Origin of the sequence: Photobacterium angustum, assembly GCF_003026365.1 — a bacterium.
Taxonomy (GTDB): Bacteria; Pseudomonadota; Gammaproteobacteria; order Enterobacterales; family Vibrionaceae; genus Photobacterium; species Photobacterium angustum.
The window spans coordinates 146,308-163,085 of sequence record NZ_PYOM01000011.1 but is presented as its reverse complement, the minus strand read 5'-3'; the positions used below and the strand labels follow the sequence as shown (position 1 = coordinate 163,085).

Sequence of the window (16,778 nt, the reverse complement as noted above, 5' to 3'; positions counted from 1 at the left end):
GTGACCTTTTTTATTATTATTTATTTCAGCTTTCTGAATTATTCAGGGCTGTTTTCATGTGCAAGCGTTGCAAAAGCAAAGTCAGCTGCTTCAAGTGTTGCATCAATGACTTGATCTGTGTGTGCTAGCGAAGTAAAGCATGCTTCATATGCAGAAGGTGCAAGATATACCCCTTTTTCTAGCATTAAATTAAAGAAACGCTTGAAACGCTCTACATCGCATTTTGTTACATCTTCGTAGCACGTTACAGTTTCTTGCTCAGTAAAGAAGAAGCCAAACATCGCACCTACTTGATTAACGGCCAGTGGAACACCGTGCTTATCTGCTAATGCTTTAAAGCCATCAGCAAGACGTTTAGTGGTATTAGCAAGGCGTTTTTCATTACCGTCTTCAGTTAACACGCTTAAACACGCGTGACCTGCCGCCATTGCAACAGGGTTGCCTGATAGCGTACCCGCTTGGTAGACAGGACCTGTTGGTGCAACAAATTCCATCACTTCACTACGACCACCGAATGCACCGACTGGCATACCGCCGCCGATGATTTTACCTAGTGTTGTTAGGTCTGGTTTAATGTTGTAGTAGCCTTGAGCACCACCTTCTGATACGCGGAAGCCTGTCATTACTTCATCAAGAATTAATAGCGCGCCAAATTCATCACAGATGTCGCGTAGTCCTTCAAGGAAGCCAGGTACAGGCGGAATGCAGTTCATGTTACCTGCAACAGGTTCAACGATAATACAAGCAATCTCTTCTGGGTGAGTTGCAAACGCTTCACGGACAGAATCTAGGTCGTTATAGGTTGCTGTTAGAGTATGTTTTGCAAAATCTGCAGGTACACCAGGCGAGCTTGGTTGACCGAGGGTTAATGCGCCAGAGCCTGCTTTAACAAGTAGACAATCAGCATGGCCATGGTAACAACCTTCAAATTTTAAGATCTTATCGCGACCAGTAAACCCGCGTGCTAGACGAATAGCGCTCATGGTTGCTTCAGTACCAGAGCTCACCATGCGTACCATTTCCATCGATGGTACTAGCTTTGATACAAGATCAGCCATGGTGATTTCCATTGCTGTTGGCGCACCAAAACTTAAACCTTGTTGCGCTGCATCGATCACTGCATCACGAATAGCGGCATGGTTATGGCCTAAGATCATTGGACCCCAAGAGCCAACGAAATCGATGTATGCATTGCCATCAGCATCAAAAATATAAGCGCCATCGGCACGCTCAATAAAGAGTGGTGTGCCACCAACACCAGCGAACGCTCTCACTGGAGAATTAACGCCACCTGGAATTTTTTGTTTTGCTTTGGCAAATAAATCAGCCGATTTGCTCGTTTTGCTCATTGTGAGATCCTATATAAAATAATCAGGCGTAGATCCAATCCACATAGTTTTCTGTCCTAGGGATTGTAGGCCAGAGAAGTGTGTAGATTGTTATTAATCTATTGTACCTAAAAGGATGCAATTTAGGGAGGGCGATTTATGGTAGTTATTTGAGCGTATTGAACAATTAATTACAGCAATATTGCAACACAAGTCACAGTTGGAAAGCTATTTTTCAACATTAGCAGTATAATAAACGCCCATCTTGGATTACTCTTCTAAATCCAATAGTTTTATTTATCCTTCCTGCATTCTATATGCAATCTTTTAACAATACGGCCGAAAAATGACTGATAAAACGCATGGGATCCACATGCCTCCTCATCTTCAACCTCGCGTTTTTGTAAGGCAACTGCTTACTCGTGATAAAACGCCTGTCTCTGTTCTATTTTTATCAGCTCTTGTCGGTATTTTAGCGGGCTTTGTCGGAACCTTGTTTGAAATTGGTGTCAACTGGGTAACCGATCAGCGGACAGAGTGGTTACGTGATGAAATAACCAGTGTACTTCCTCTGTGGCTTGCAGCGTTCATTGTCAGTGCCTCGCTCGCTTTTGTTGGCTATTACCTTACAAGTCGTTTGGCCCCTGAAGCTGGTGGTTCTGGTATTCCTGAAATTGAGGGGGCGATGGAAGAAATGCGCCCTGTTCGCTGGTGGCGCGTGATCCCAGTTAAGTTTTTCGGTGGTTTAGGTGCGTTAGGCTCGGGTATGGTGCTGGGGCGTGAAGGTCCAACCGTGCAAATGGGCGGTAATATTGGACGAATGATCTCTGATATCTTTCGTTTAAAAGATAAAGAAGGCCGACACTCTTTACTCGCTGCAGGTGCTGCAGGAGGCTTAGCAGCAGCATTTAATGCCCCGATGGCGGGGATCATGTTTGTACTTGAGGAGATGCGTCCGCAGTTTCGTTACAGTTTAATTTCGGTAAAATGCGTAATGATCTCTGCGGTAATGTCAAATATCGTCTTTCGTCTGTTACGTGGTCAAGAAGCCGTAATTTCGATGCCGCAATATGATGCTCCGGCACTGAAATCATTATGGTTATTCTTAGTGTTAGGGATGCTATTTGGTGGTTTTGGTGTCCTATTTAATCGGATGATTATTTTTGCGTTAGATAGCTTTGTTAAAATTCACCGTAATGAGCATAAGCGTTACCTTATCACTGGCGCATTAATTGGTGGTTGTTTCGGTTTACTTCTGTTGTATTTTCCTGAGTTAACCGGTGGCGGCATTTTCCTTATTCCTCACGCGACTAACGGTGACTACGGTTTAGGTATGTTAATGCTGTTGTTTTTTGCGCGTATTGCAACAACATTACTGTGTTTTGGCTCTGGTGCACCTGGCGGTATTTTTGCTCCAATGTTGGCGTTAGGGACATTGTTTGGTACTTTCTATGGCATGATCACACAGGGCATTTATCCTGATTTAGGCATTGATCCTGGGCTATTTGCTATCGCTGGTATGGGAGCGCTTTTTGCTGCAACGGTACGTGCGCCTATTACGGGGATTTTGCTGGTTATTGAAATGACCAACAACTATCACCTTATTTTACCATTGATTGTTACCACTCTCGGTGCGACTATGCTTGCTCAGATGTTAGGCGGACAACCGATTTATTCGCAGTTGCTACACCGAACAATTAAAAAAGAGCGTTTACGCCATGATTCTCCAACAAGTGAGCCTAATACTTGAACAACATAGTCAGGTATTGGATAATCAGCGTAATTAACGGAAGTGTGTGAGAGGTTTTGTAATGAGCGATGCTAATTTGCCGCTAACTTTTTCTGATGTTGCAGCGAATAAAGTAAAAACACTGATCGCTGAAGAAGAAAACCCGAATCTAAAGCTACGTGTTTATATCACTGGTGGTGGCTGTAGTGGCTTTCAATATGGTTTTACTTTTGATGAAAAAGTAAATGATGGTGATATGACCATTGAAAATAGCGGTGTAACGCTAGTGGTTGATCCTATGAGTCTCCAGTACCTAATGGGTGGTACGGTTGATTACACTGAAGGTCTAGAAGGTTCGCGTTTCTTTGTAAACAACCCAAATGCAACAACGACTTGTGGTTGTGGCGCATCATTTAGTGTTTAATCTTAACTCAATAATTATTGAATTAAATAAAAGCCGACAATATTGATTGTCGGCTTTTTTGTATCTAAACAATGGCTTAGTTTAATAATATGTCATTGTTAGCAACCAAAGTGCTCAATTGCTGAATATGTTCAAGTTGTTGTTTAGCTTGCTTTTTAAACGTGACTTGCTCGTTGCCTGATAATGAATTGGCTTGTGGTAAATCTACCGTACGAGGGTTTTTATGCTGACCATTAACCAAGAATTCATAGTGTAGGTGGGGGCCTGTGACGCGACCAGTACCTCCTAAAGTACCGACGGTATCCCCTTGTTTTACTCGTTGCCCTTTTTTTACCGTACGCTTGGTTAAGTGAAGGTATTTGGTGACATATTTAGCACTATGCTTGATAAAAACGTAGTTACCATTGTATTTGTTATACGCCGACTCTAACACTACACCATCACCTGCCGCCCAAATTGGTGTGCCAACAGGAGCAACATAATCAGTGCCTCGGTGCGGCTTTACTTTTCCTGTAACAGGGTGGAGACGACGCGGATTGAAGTTTGAACTAACATAACGGAAGTTTACAGGAGAGCGTAAGAAAGCTTTACGCATCGCTAGCCCGTCTTTATCGTAATATTTGCCGTCGTTATTGCGAACTGCGGTAAAAGTTTGCCCCATATTGGTAAAGGTTGCGGCTAAAATCTCACCGCGATCGACTGGATTACCATCTAAATAGTGCTGTTCAAATAACACTTCAAATTTATCACCAGCCCGAATATCGAGAGCAAAATCAATATCCCAACCAAATAGCGCGGCGATTTCCATGATCTGATTGGCGGTTAATCCTGCTTTATCTGCGGCATTCCAAAAACTGGTTTCAATGGTGGCATGAGAGAAATTGGTATGAGTTTTAATTTCTTTTTTATCCATCTCACTGGAAAAGGTATTGCCATCATGGCGTACAATCAAGGTTTCTAAATGATTGCGAGGTTGGCGAAGTTCAACTAATTTCCCTTCTTTATTAAAGCCAAATTTAAGGATATTGCCTGGACGAAGTCTTTCTAATTGTTTTGTATTGTCATCGGTATTGATAAGGGAATGTAGAGTTTTACTATTTAAGCCGATGTTATCAAATGCGATCGCTAAACTCTCTCCACTTTCAATAACGTGCTTTTTCCACGTAAGCTTATCTGTTTTATCCTTACCTGAAAGAGGTGTTGCCGAAGCGGTTGCAATGGAAATAGGGTAAGGTGTGCCAATTTTAAATTTACGCTCAGCTTGAGAAGTGGTTTCTTGCTCAGCACTCGGCATTAGCGCAAGCCCTAGCATTGCTATGCTGATCAATATGATAAAAAAGATGTTCTTCCGTGGAAAACGAGGTGATGAAGTTCCTTTCATACTGAATTTTTCACATATATTCCGAAAAAATAAACGACCTTCAGTCTAACTGGTTTCAAAAAAGCCTGCTATTCAAGTAAGATGGTCGGCTTATTATTTTTGCCAATTTTGTGGGAGCGAACAAGAATGGCCAGCATTGAACAAGCACTTATTGAGATAAAACGTGGGGTAGAAGAACTTATCCCGGAAGCTGAGCTAATTGCAAAGCTAAAAGAAAACCGTCCATTACGTATTAAATTAGGTGCCGATCCAACGGCGCCAGATATTCACCTTGGACACACGGTTATTCTTAATAAGTTGCGTACTTTTCAGGAATTAGGCCACGAAGTCACTTTCTTGATTGGCGATTTTACTGGTATGGTCGGCGACCCTACGGGTAAGAACGCGACACGCCCGCCACTTACGCGTGAAGATGTATTACGCAATGCGGAAACATATAAAGAGCAGGTATTTAAGATCCTTGATCCTGCTAAAACTACGATTGCGTTTAACTCTACATGGTTATCAGAGTTAGGTGCTGAGGGAATGATCCGTTTAGCGTCTAATCAAACCGTTGCTCGTATGCTAGAGCGAGACGATTTTAAAAAGCGTTACGGCGAGAATCGTCCAATCGCGATCCATGAATTCATGTATCCATTACTACAAGGTTACGATTCAGTAGCAATGGAAACAGATGTAGAGTTAGGTGGTACTGATCAGAAGTTCAACTTGTTAATGGGTCGTGAGTTACAAAAATCGCACGGTCAAAAACCACAGGTTGTACTGACGATGCCATTGCTGGTGGGTTTAGATGGCGTGAAGAAAATGTCTAAATCGGCGCATAACTACATTGGTGTTGCCGATGCGCCAAGCGACATGTTTGGTAAGATCATGTCTATCTCTGATGATCTGATGTGGAGCTACTTTGAATTGCTTTCATTCCGTCCATTGGATGAAATTGCTCAGTTTAAAGCTGATGTCGATGCAGGTAAAAACCCACGTGATGTGAAGTTCCTACTAGCAAAAGAGATCATTGCACGCTTCCATTCAGAAGAAGCGGCAGAAGCGGCATTGCAAGAATTTATCAGTCGCTTCCAAAAAGGTAACCTACCTGATGAAATGCCTGAGTTTGAATTCGAAGCAGGTCTTCCTATTGCGAACTTATTAAAAGAAGCAGCATTGGTTAATTCAACGTCTGATGCAATGCGTATGATCCGCCAAGGTGCTGTGAAGCAAGATGGTGAGAAAGTAGGAGATACTAAACTAGTACCGACTGCTGGCAACTATGTTTTCCAAGTGGGTAAACGTAAATTTGCTCGTGTGATGATTAAATAATCACATTTATCTCGCAGCGTTATTCAAATAAAAAAGGATGCATTTGCGTCCTTTTTTATTATCTATCAAATAGTCTTAATTAATAATAACTTGGCTTTAAATCTTAATGTTTGGTGGTTTATGAAAGCTTACTTTCTAGCTTTGATCATTATGCCGACGACAAGAGACAAGCTACTATAAAAAATTACTCTTCATTTTTATATCAACTGGCTATGGAATCGATTCAACATATTATTACTGATCTCACCCCGCTGCTGCAGCAATACGGGTACTATATTTTGGCATTGGCAATTGCTGTTGAAGGTATGGGGATCCCAGCGCCTGGTCAGTCGTTATTAATCGTCGCGAGTTTATTGGCTTCGTCAGGTAAAATGTCGTTACCTATGGTGCTATCTGTTGCTTGGGCAAGTAGCTTTATTGGTAACAGTATTGGCTACTTTATTGGACGCCAATTTGGTCATATCTTAACGAAGAAAGAATGGATTAAACCGCGAACGCTGACCAAGTTACATCAGTTTATTGACCGCTATGGCATGCTAGGGCTTGTGATCAGTCGCTTTGTTGAAGGCATTAAACAGTTCATGTGTATTGGCTGTGGTATTGCGCAAATGCCAGTTCAACTTTTCTTATTAGGTAACTTCTTAGCAGTAACGATCTGGCTATTGGTATTTGGCGTAGCTCCTGCTTATTTACATGACGAATTAGGGCCTATTTTAGCCTTCTATCATAAATATCAGATGCAATGTTGGTCTGTCGTCGTTGTACTTGCTTGTATACTTGGATGGTGGCTTGTCCGTCGATTCAAACGCCGTAAAATCTCGATTGAAGAATAAGTTAGCCTTGTTTGTATCACATTAAAAAACCGCCAGTGTTGGCGGTTTTTTTGTTAATTACGCAGTGCAAAAATAGGCAGAGACAGATTCCACTTAATGGCTGCAAGTCTTATGGTGAGTGTAGTAAAGATACCGATCACTGCAGCAACAGAAGGCAGTACGCCTAAAGATAAGCCTATGGTGTGTACCATACCACCTAGAATACAGGCTGTTGCATAAACCTCTGTACGTAATACCATTGGTATTTCTCGTCCGAGTACATCTCGGATTACGCCACCACCACAACCTGTTATTACACCCATGATCACAGCGACCATTGGCGATGCACCATAACGTAATGACTTTTCGACACCTATAGCAACAAAGACTGCTAATCCAATCGCATCAGCGACAGGAAGAAAATACCATGGCATCCGTTTGGGGCGTTGAGTGGCGAGCATAGTAATAATACAGGTAATAAAAATCACCCATAAGTAATTGGTATCTTTGATCCAAAACACAGGGGTAGCACCTAATGCCATATCACGAATAGTGCCGCCACCAATAGCTGTTACGCTGGCTAGCACGACAACGCCAAAAGGATCCATGCGTAATCGTCCAGCCATGAGTACTCCCGAGGCTGCAAAGATTGCAGTACCAAACATATCGAGAATATAGATGAGCATGTTTATCCCTATTTAATAGAAAAGGGGGGAAGTAGGCAGGCGATTGTACTGCCTACGTAGCTAGGTACAACTATAAAATCCACCTTTAGTGAGGTTATTCACAGCAAAGGTAGGGTTTTTCTTGCATTTTCCAGTAGTTGACACACTTGCTTTACGGCTTTAAGAGTGCGAAGTGTCGGGCGGTTTAACCAATCACTATTGAGTTGATAAAGCTGATGATTATCAACTGCAGGCAGTTTTCCTTGCCACTGTAACCATGGGCTATTTTCTTTTGATGTTGCATGACGTGAACCGAAAATGACGCTGGGTTGGCGAACAACAACTTGCTCTTGATTGACTTGTGGGTATGCCGCGGTGCTGGTGGCAAAAATATTTTCTCCACCGCAAATATCAAAGACAGGACTCGGCCAGTTGCCATCTGAAATCGTCAACATAGGGCTATCACTTAATTGATAAAAGTAACGTACAGGAGACTTGTTCTGATAGCGTGCTTTAATTTTGGCGAGTTGTGTTCTAAATGTTGTAGCTGCAGTAATCGATTGACTTGGATCATCAGCAAATTTACCCAGTTTGATAATCGTATCTGCAATATCGGTTAATTGCGTTGGATTTGAGTAAAAGATCTTAATCCCAAGTTGCTGTAAACGAGTCATTTCACGACTGGGGTTCCCTCCTTTCCATGCCAAAATTAAATCAGGCTTTAAAGTAATAATTCGTTCCATTTTGATGCCGCGATAATTTGCAACACGTTCTAATTTTTTCGCTTGCTCTGGGAAATCACTGTAGTCGCTAGCTGCGATGAGTTTGTTTCCCAAACCAGCGCTATAAGCGAGCTCCGTCATGTGTGGCGATAAGCTAATGATGCGTTGAACAGACTGTGATTGTTCAGCAAAGGCAGAGGTAAATGGGAATAGAACAACAATGAGAAGTAGGAAGCGCATTAAGCTAGTCCGTGAAAAATAATCAGTAAGCCACTTTCAATAATGATCCAACACCATAAACGACTTGTCATTAATTGCTGAATTTGTGCAAGGTGTAACGATGCGGGGGCAATTTTCCCTCCAATACGCGGTCGTTCCATTTTCACTTGGTTGTACATTGCAGGACCGCCAAGGGATAAAGACAGTTTGTGTCCGGTTGCGGCTAATAACCAACCCGGCCCTGGTAGTTGCCAATTCTCACCTTGCTGCATTAAACCATGAAAAGCATTTTTGGCATTTTGACCAAGAGTAATTAATAGAGCAAACAGGCGAAGCGGAACAATATCTAAAATAAGTGCGATGCGAATCGCGGGTAAACCAAAAAAGCGGAACTGTTCACGGCTTGGTGACCAAGATCGCGCAAGGCTAATGGCTAAACGATACATAATCGCCGCAATACCACCACCAATGGCATACCAGAATAAGACGCCAATGACATTACGGCCGTAACCAAGTAATAGGGTTTCAGCACCCGCTTTACCTAGTCCAAGTAATGATAAATTTTCAGTATTACGATTAACGTGATCGGCTAATAACTCACGGCATCTGCCTTTGTGTTCAAGGTTATAGGCTTGGTTAAATTGTTTGCCTAATTTAGCAGATGTTTGCCAGTCTATTGCCATCCACAACAGGGTCATCTGGAAAATCGTCTGATACCAAACCAGTTGGCTAAAAGCGAACAATAAGATCAGTACCGTGCCTGACATTAAAAACCAAGCAAGTGAGCCAGCGAGAATACGTTGAGAGGGATTTTCTTTCGGGTGATTAACACGCTCTGCAATGAGCAGTGCGAGACGTTGCCAAATAACAATGGGGTGAAGCGGGTAGGGAATGGGTAAAACCCAATGCAATAATAACGCTCCCCACAAAGCGAGTAGGGAGCTATTAGTTGTGAGTAACGCAACAAGTGATTCCATCATCCGTGACAGCTATTCTCGTTTTAGGCTAGATGCTAAGCAAGGCCACTTAAATTAGTTACTACAATGAGGTTACTTAAGTAACTCAACCATTTTCTCAACCATGATTGATGAGCTTTTTGCTGCAAGAGGCAGGAACTCATCAAAGCTCATTGGCGATTCTTTATCTGCAACATCAGAAATGGCACGAACCACAACAAATGGTACTTTGAATTGGTGACAAGCTTGAGCAATAGCCGCTGCTTCCATTTCAACTGCAACTACTGATGGGAAGTGAGTGCGAATGAATTTTTGTTTTTCAGTACTACATACAAATGCATCGCCAGTACAGATCAGTCCGCGAACAGCGTGTGGCTTTTCAGGTAAAGCAGATAGTGCTTGCTCTGCTACATCCATCAGTTTTTCGTCAGATAGGAAAGCGGCTGGCTGCTGTGCCATTTGACCGATCTCATAACCAAATGCTGTCACGTCTGCGTCGTGGTAGCGAACTTCCGTTGAGATCACAACATCACCAACGTTAAGGCTTGATTCAAAACCGCCTGCAGAGCCTGTATTGATCACAACATCAGGTTGGAACGTTTCAAGTAATACGGCTGTGCCTACTGCTGCTGCAACTTTACCAATACCAGATTGTAACAAGACAACATCAGCACCATTTAGCGTACCAGTGTAGAGAGTACAACCTGCTTTGTTGTGTGTTTCGCAGTTTTCTAGTTGTGATTTTAGGATCGCAACTTCTTGCTCCATTGCGCCAATAATGCCGATTTTCATTGATTCGTTCTCTTGTTGTTCAAGCTGTGCACCGAGGGTGCTGTCGTGTTAATTAGTGTACCATGAGCAATAGAATTTATACCAAAAGTTATCGAACGCTAATTTTTAATCAATAAAAAAGCGGAAGGTTGCCCATCCGCTTTAGTTTTTTTAATTAACGTATTTAAACGTTCAGATAGTCCAGTATGCCATCAGCTGCTTTACGGCCTTCATCAATGGCTGTTACCACTAAATCTGAACCACGAACTGCGTCACCGCCGGCAAAGATTTTCGGATTTGTGGTTTGATAGGCAAAGTGTGCATCGAATGAGGTTTTGATCCGTCCCCATTGATCCAGTTCAACATCATATGGTGTAAGCCATGGCATCGCATGAGGTTGGAAACCAAACGCCATGATCACAGCATCTGCACCTAATACGTGCTCACTACCAGAGACAGGTTCAGGGCGACGACGTCCAGCGCTGTCTGGCTCACCTAACGCTGTTTTCACTACTTTAACGCCAGTTACTTTGCCTGAATTATCCACTTCAATACCTAATGGCTGAAGGTTAAACATAAAGTTTACGCCTTCCTCGCGGGCATTTTTTACCTCACGTTTTGAACCCGGCATATTGGCTTCATCACGACGATAAGCACATACCACATCTTTTGCACCTTGGCGGATTGATGTACGCACACAGTCCATCGCGGTATCACCACCACCGAGTACGACCACGCGTTGATCTTTCATATCTAAGAATGTCGATGGACTTTCTAGTTCCATTACCTTGTAAGTATTAGAAATCAAAAATGGCAATGCGTCATATACGCCTGTTGCTTCTTCATTTTCCAATCCTGCACGCATGTTTTTATACGTGCCGACACCTAAGAACACCGCATCGTAGTCAGCTAGTAGAGATTCCATCGTGACGTCTTTACCGATTTCAGTATTGAGCTGAAACTCAACTCCCATTTCAGTAAAGATTTTACGACGGTTAATCATTACATCTTTTTCAAGCTTGAATGATGGGATACCAAAGGTCAGCAAGCCACCAATTTCAGGGTAGCGGTCAAATACCACGGGTTTTACGCCGTTACGAACAAGAATATCAGCACAAGATAATCCGGCAGGGCCTGCACCGATGATCGCAACTTTTTTATCTGTCCACTCTACCCCTGACATGTCAGGTTTCCAGCCCATCTCAAAGGCTTTATCGGTAATGTATTTTTCAACATTACCAATTGTCACCGCACCAAAGTCTTCGTTTAAGGTACAAGAACCTTCACATAGCCTGTCTTGAGGACAAACACGACCACATACTTCCGGTAAAGTATTCGTCTGATGAGAAAGCTCAACGGCTTCAATAATACGCCCCTCATTGGCCAATTTTAGCCATTGAGGAATATAGTTATGAACAGGACATTTCCATTCACAATAAGGGTTACCACAATCTAAACAACGATCCGCCTGCGCACCTGCCTGCTGTTTGGTAAACGGTTCGTATATTTCAACGAACTCGATTTTACGTACATTTAGCGGTTTCTTTGGTGGGTCGATACGTTCGACGTCAATAAATTGGTAAACATTCTGGCTCATTCGGTTTCCCTCCCTTATTGCGCCTGAAGACGTAGTTCAGAAGCTGAACGACTTTGGTGACCCAGCAGGGTGTTAATGTCTGCTGACTTCGGCTTCGCAAGATAGAATTTCGGGATCCATTGATCAAAGTTCGCCAAAATTTCTTGTGCTCGACTTGAACCTGTTTCTTGTAGGTGACGGTCGATTAAACCACGTAAATGTTCTTGGTGGATTTGTAGCTCGTCAAGAGGTAATGCTTCAACTAGCTCTGGATTCACGCGTCCTGCGAAATCGCCATCTTCATCAAGAATATAAGCAAAACCGCCCGTCATACCTGCGCCAAAGTTAACGCCTGTTTTACCTAAAATAGCAACGATACCGCCGGTCATATATTCACATGCGTTATCACCAGCACCTTCTACAACGGTAATGGTGCCAGAGTTACGCACAGCAAAACGCTCACCCGCTTTACCTGCAGCAAATAACTTACCGCCCGTTGCGCCATACAAACAAGTATTACCAATGATGGTCGCTTCACTTGATTTAAATGCAGAACCTTGTGGTGGACGAATAGTAATAATACCGCCCGTCATGCCTTTACCCACATAGTCGTTTGCATCACCTGTTAATTTCAGGTTTAGACCGCCTGCATTCCACACCCCGAAAGACTGACCCGCAGTACCGGTTAAGTGCAGTGTTACTGGACTTGCAGACATACCTTGGTTGCCATAACGCTGGGCGATTTCACCAGATAAACGTGCGCCAATAGAGCGGTCGGTATTACAGATATCAAAGTAGAAATCACCACCACTACGACTTTCAATCGCAGGTAAGATTTGATCGACTAAAGTCTGGCTTAGCTCTGCGTTATCAAATGGTGTGTTAGGCTCGCTGCAGTAAAGTGTTTTACCTTCTTTCGCTGTTGGAGCAACCAAAATTGGGCTTAAATCAAGCTTGGCTTGTTTCGCTGTAAAGCCTTCCAATGATTCAAGAAGGTTAGTACGACCAATCAGGTCAGTGAGCTTTTCTACGCCTAATTGCGCTAATAGTTCACGTACTTCTTGCCCAACACCGATGAAGTAATTCATAACTTGTTCAGGCAAGCCTTTAAAGAAATCACGACGCAGTTTTTCATCTTGGGTCGCAACACCTGTCGCACAGTTATTAAGGTGACAAATACGCAGGTATTTACAACCTAGAGCAACCATAGGTGCGGTACCAAAACCGAAGCTTTCCGCACCTAAAATTGCTGCTTTTACAACATCAAGGCCGGTTTTCAAACCACCATCGACTTGCAGACGGATTTTGTGACGTAAGCCATTACTCACAAGTGCTTGCTGAGTTTCAGCAAGACCAAGCTCCCATGGGCTACCGGCATATTTCACCGATGTTAGTGGACTTGCGCCTGTACCGCCGTCGTAACCTGAAATGGTAATTAAATCAGCATAGGCTTTAGCCACACCCGTTGCGATAGTGCCAACCCCAGGTTCTGATACCAGTTTGACCGATACCATGGCACTTGGGTTAACTTGTTTTAAATCGAAGATCAGCTGAGCTAAATCTTCAATCGAATAAATATCATGGTGAGGTGGTGGTGAGATCAGGGTTACACCCGGTACCGCATAACGCAGTTTCGCGATTTCGGTTGTTACTTTATGGCCGGGTAGTTGACCACCTTCCCCAGGTTTAGCTCCTTGTGCTACTTTGATCTGAATAACATCCGCATTCACAAGGTAGTGTGGAGTCACGCCAAATCGACCTGAAGCCACCTGCTTAATGCGTGAGTTACGTTCGTTACCAAAGCGACGAGGATCTTCACCGCCTTCACCGGAGTTTGAACAACCGCCTAAACGGTTCATGGCGATAGCTAATGCTTCGTGCGCTTCTGGGCTTAATGCACCAATCGACATTGCGGCTGAGTCAAAACGCTTATAAAGCTCAGTCGCAGCTTCAACCTGTTCAACCGGAATCGATGTTGTGTCATCTTTTAGCTTAAATAAGTCACGAATAGCAGCCACTGGGCGCTCATTTACTTCTTTAGCAAAGGCTAAGTAATCTTGATAATTACCTGATTTAACAGCTTTTTGTAGTGTGCCGACAACATCAGGGTTATAAGCATGGAATTCACCGCCGTGCACGTATTTCAGTAAACCGCCATGTTCAATCGGTTTACGTTTCAACCATGCTTTACGCGATAAGTTAAAGAGATCTTGTTGGAAGTCACTAAAGTCAGCGCCTGCAATACGGCTTGAAACACCTTTAAAGCAAAGCTCAACGACTTCATCACTTAAACCGACAGCTTCAAATAGCATTGAGCAACGGTATGAAGCAATGGTCGAGATCCCCATCTTCGACATGATCTTAAATAGACCTTTATTCATGCCGTTTTGGTAATTACTCATCACTTCACGGTAAGACTTATTAATTGCCCCCGCATCGATTAATTTACCGAGTGATTCATAAGCAAGGTAAGGGTAGATAGCGGTGGCACCAAAGCCGAGTAGTACGGCAAATTGGTGAGGATCGCGGGCAGTTGCTGTTTCAACCACGATGTTAGTGTCACAACGTAGGTTATTATCAACCAAACGTTTTTGAACCGCACCTACAGCCATTGCTGCTGGAATTGGCAACTTGTCTTTATTGATCCCGCGATCTGATAAAACAACCAGTACAGCACCATCTTTTACGACACGTTCAGCTTCATCGCACAGATCTATTAGTGCTTGTTTGAGATCTTTTTCATTTGGATTGTAGTTAATATCAATAATGCTGTTGGCATAATATTGATCATCTAACTCAAGTAATTGAACAAGATCAGAATACACTAATACTGGCGATCCAAACGCCACACGTTGTGCATGGCTATCGGTTTCACAGAACACGTTAATTTCGCGACCAATACAGGTAGCGAGTGACATGACATGCTTTTCACGCAGTGGATCGATAGGTGGGTTAGTGACCTGTGCAAACATTTGACGGAAGTAATCGGTGATCGGTCGTTCTTTTGATGACAATACTGCCATTGGCGCATCATCACCCATAGAGCCTGTGGCTTCTTGGCCATTTTCACCGACAACACGCAGTACTTGATCTAGTTCTTCACTGCTTACCCCAAATTGCTTGTGATAAACCGACAGTTCGTCATCAGTTAGCGAGCGGCAACCTACTTGCTCATCCCCTAATTGTTCAAAAGGGGTTAAGCGTTTAACGTGACTATCCATCCATGCTTTATAAGGATGACGTCCCATTAGCTCGTTATCGATATCTGATGAATGCCAAATTTTGCCAAACTTTGTATCAATAACTAATAATTCACCGGGACCAACACGACCTTTTTCAGCGACCTCATCTGGGGTGTAATCCCAAATGCCGACTTCAGACGCTAGGGTGATCAATTTATCTTTGGTGATCACATAACGAGCTGGACGAAGGCCGTTTCGGTCAAGGTTACAAGCAGCATAACGTCCATCAGACATTACGATACCAGCGGGGCCATCCCATGGTTCCATGTGCATCGAGTTAAAGTCGTAGAAAGCACGCAGTGCTGGATCCATATCAGGGTGGTTTTGCCAAGCAGGTGGAACAAGCATGCGCATGGCACGGAATAGATCCATACCTCCTGATAAAAATAGCTCTAGCATGTTATCAAGGCTAGAAGAATCAGAGCCTGTTTCGTTAACAAATGGCGCTGCTGTTTTTAAATCAGGCAGCAGTGGAGAGCTAAATTTATAGCCTCGTGCTCGTGCCCATTGGCGGTTACCTGTAATGGTATTGATTTCACCATTATGGGCTAAATAACGGAAAGGCTGTGCTAACGGCCAGCGTGGCTGAGTATTGGTTGAGAAACGCTGGTGGAATAAACAAATCGACGACTCTAATCGAATATCACCTAAATCTAAGTAGAATTTAGGTAGATCCGATGGCATGAATAAGCCTTTGTAGACAATTACTTGAGTTGAAAGGCTACAAATGTAGAAATCACTATCTTCGGTAATACGTTTTTCAATGCGACGACGAGCGATGTAGAGGCGGCGATCAATATCGCGAGGCTTCCAACCAGCAGGAGCATTGATAAAGACTTGCTCAATATTAGGTAGGGATTCTTGAGCAATAGGACCGAGAACAGCAGGATTAACAGGGACTTCACGCCAACCTGCTATCGATAATGTTTCTTTTGCCAGTTCTTCATTAATAATGGTTCGGGCTTGCTCGGCAAGTACCGGATCTTGGCTTAAGAAAATTTGTCCCACGGCAAATTCACGGGATAGGTTCCAGCCCTTTTCATCAGCAATAATACGGTAGAAATTATCTGGTTTTTTAATCAATAGACCACAGCCATCACCTGTTTTACCGTCAGCGGCGATACCACCACGGTGAGTCATGCGATCTAGTGCGGATATAGCGGTACGAACAAGTTTGTGGCTGGTTTGGCCTTCGATATGGGCAATCAGGCCAAACCCACAGTTATCTTTTTCCAGTGATGGGTCATACAGTGACATTGCAATTCTCCCTTGCACCTGTTTGGTATAAACAGGTTTACTGCATCAATATGATAATCATCCTGATCATCAGTATGCTTCCTGCGATTCATCAAAGTACCCATAATTTACAAAAAGGTCAAATAGACATAACAACTAGCGCTAAATATTATGATGCACATTAAAATAGTAATAACATCTTAAAGTTCAATTAAATATAGTGAATAGCAAGTGTTTATCCTGATTGGAAAGGCGTGATTAAAGTCTTAATATTAATAATTAAGTATAGGTTTTCAGGGATGTACGGGGAAATGTTGAGGCTAACATTGAATATTGAGAGTTATAATAGTAAAAAGCCAGCTCATTTGAGCTGGCTTTAGATTAAAGATTAACTTTACGTAGA

Annotated in this window: 12 protein-coding genes; 4 read left to right on the top strand and 8 right to left on the bottom strand. The window is 43.1% G+C overall.

The genetic code is table 11. From position 1 onward, the window contains the following. Nucleotides 1–38: 38 nt before the first annotated feature. A complete protein-coding gene (gene hemL, locus CTN01_RS13115; RefSeq protein ID WP_045149119.1) occupies nucleotides 39–1,349 on the bottom strand; it encodes a glutamate-1-semialdehyde 2,1-aminomutase in 1,311 nt (436 codons plus the stop codon). A gap of 325 nt (nucleotides 1,350–1,674) precedes the next feature. Between hemL and clcA the strand changes: the two genes are divergently transcribed. Together clcA and erpA are read left to right on the top strand one after the other, a co-directional pair. After that, nucleotides 1,675–3,078: a H(+)/Cl(-) exchange transporter ClcA gene (gene clcA, locus CTN01_RS13110; protein WP_045128344.1), complete on the top strand. Its 1,404-nt coding sequence runs from the start codon at nucleotides 1,675–1,677 to the stop codon at nucleotides 3,076–3,078. A 61-nt stretch (nucleotides 3,079–3,139) separates the two neighbouring features. Further along, nucleotides 3,140–3,481: an iron-sulfur cluster insertion protein ErpA gene (gene erpA, locus CTN01_RS13105; RefSeq protein ID WP_005369727.1), complete on the top strand. Its 342-nt coding sequence runs from the start codon at nucleotides 3,140–3,142 to the stop codon at nucleotides 3,479–3,481. Between the two features lie 76 nt (nucleotides 3,482–3,557). Here the strand turns inward: erpA and CTN01_RS13100 are convergent, their stop codons facing one another. Continuing rightward, on the bottom strand, nucleotides 3,558–4,862 hold the full coding sequence (locus CTN01_RS13100; RefSeq protein WP_045083706.1) for a peptidoglycan DD-metalloendopeptidase family protein: 1,305 nt from the start codon (nucleotides 4,860–4,862) through the stop codon (nucleotides 3,558–3,560). A gap of 126 nt (nucleotides 4,863–4,988) precedes the next feature. Between CTN01_RS13100 and tyrS the strand changes: the two genes are divergently transcribed. Both tyrS and CTN01_RS13090 read left to right on the top strand, forming a co-directional pair. Then, nucleotides 4,989–6,176, top strand: a complete 1,188-nt coding sequence (gene tyrS, locus CTN01_RS13095; protein WP_045149120.1) for a tyrosine--tRNA ligase — start codon at nucleotides 4,989–4,991, stop codon at nucleotides 6,174–6,176. Between the two features lie 212 nt (nucleotides 6,177–6,388). Then, on the top strand, nucleotides 6,389–7,009 hold the full coding sequence (locus CTN01_RS13090; protein ID WP_005369721.1) for a DedA family protein: 621 nt from the start codon (nucleotides 6,389–6,391) through the stop codon (nucleotides 7,007–7,009). A gap of 53 nt (nucleotides 7,010–7,062) precedes the next feature. On the opposite strand, the gene CTN01_RS13085 is transcribed toward CTN01_RS13090, so the two are convergent. The 6 genes from CTN01_RS13085 to gltB form a co-directional block, all read right to left on the bottom strand. Beyond that, nucleotides 7,063–7,674, bottom strand: coding sequence for a trimeric intracellular cation channel family protein (locus tag CTN01_RS13085; RefSeq protein WP_045083709.1), 612 nt, complete (start codon nucleotides 7,672–7,674; stop codon nucleotides 7,063–7,065). 98 nt (nucleotides 7,675–7,772) lie between these two features. Then, nucleotides 7,773–8,615, bottom strand: a complete 843-nt coding sequence (gene btuF, locus CTN01_RS13080; RefSeq protein WP_045149121.1) for a vitamin B12 ABC transporter substrate-binding protein BtuF — start codon at nucleotides 8,613–8,615, stop codon at nucleotides 7,773–7,775. Next, nucleotides 8,615–9,571, bottom strand: a complete 957-nt coding sequence (locus CTN01_RS13075) for a cobalamin biosynthesis family protein (protein ID WP_045083711.1) — start codon at nucleotides 9,569–9,571, stop codon at nucleotides 8,615–8,617. Before CTN01_RS13075 ends, btuF begins: the two co-directional genes overlap by 1 nt. Before the next feature lie 72 nt (nucleotides 9,572–9,643). Further along, entirely contained in the window at nucleotides 9,644–10,342 is a 699-nt protein-coding gene (gene mtnN / locus CTN01_RS13070; protein WP_045083712.1) for a 5'-methylthioadenosine/S-adenosylhomocysteine nucleosidase, read from the bottom strand. Nucleotides 10,343–10,505: 163 nt separating this feature from the next. Further along, nucleotides 10,506–11,918: an FAD-dependent oxidoreductase gene (locus CTN01_RS13065; RefSeq protein WP_045149122.1), complete on the bottom strand. Its 1,413-nt coding sequence runs from the start codon at nucleotides 11,916–11,918 to the stop codon at nucleotides 10,506–10,508. Between the two features lie 14 nt (nucleotides 11,919–11,932). Next, the gene (gene gltB / locus CTN01_RS13060; RefSeq protein WP_045149123.1) at nucleotides 11,933–16,396 is read right to left on the bottom strand and encodes a glutamate synthase large subunit; all 4,464 of its coding nucleotides are present in this window, start codon (nucleotides 16,394–16,396) and stop codon (nucleotides 11,933–11,935) included. Nucleotides 16,397–16,778: the final 382 nt, after the last annotated feature.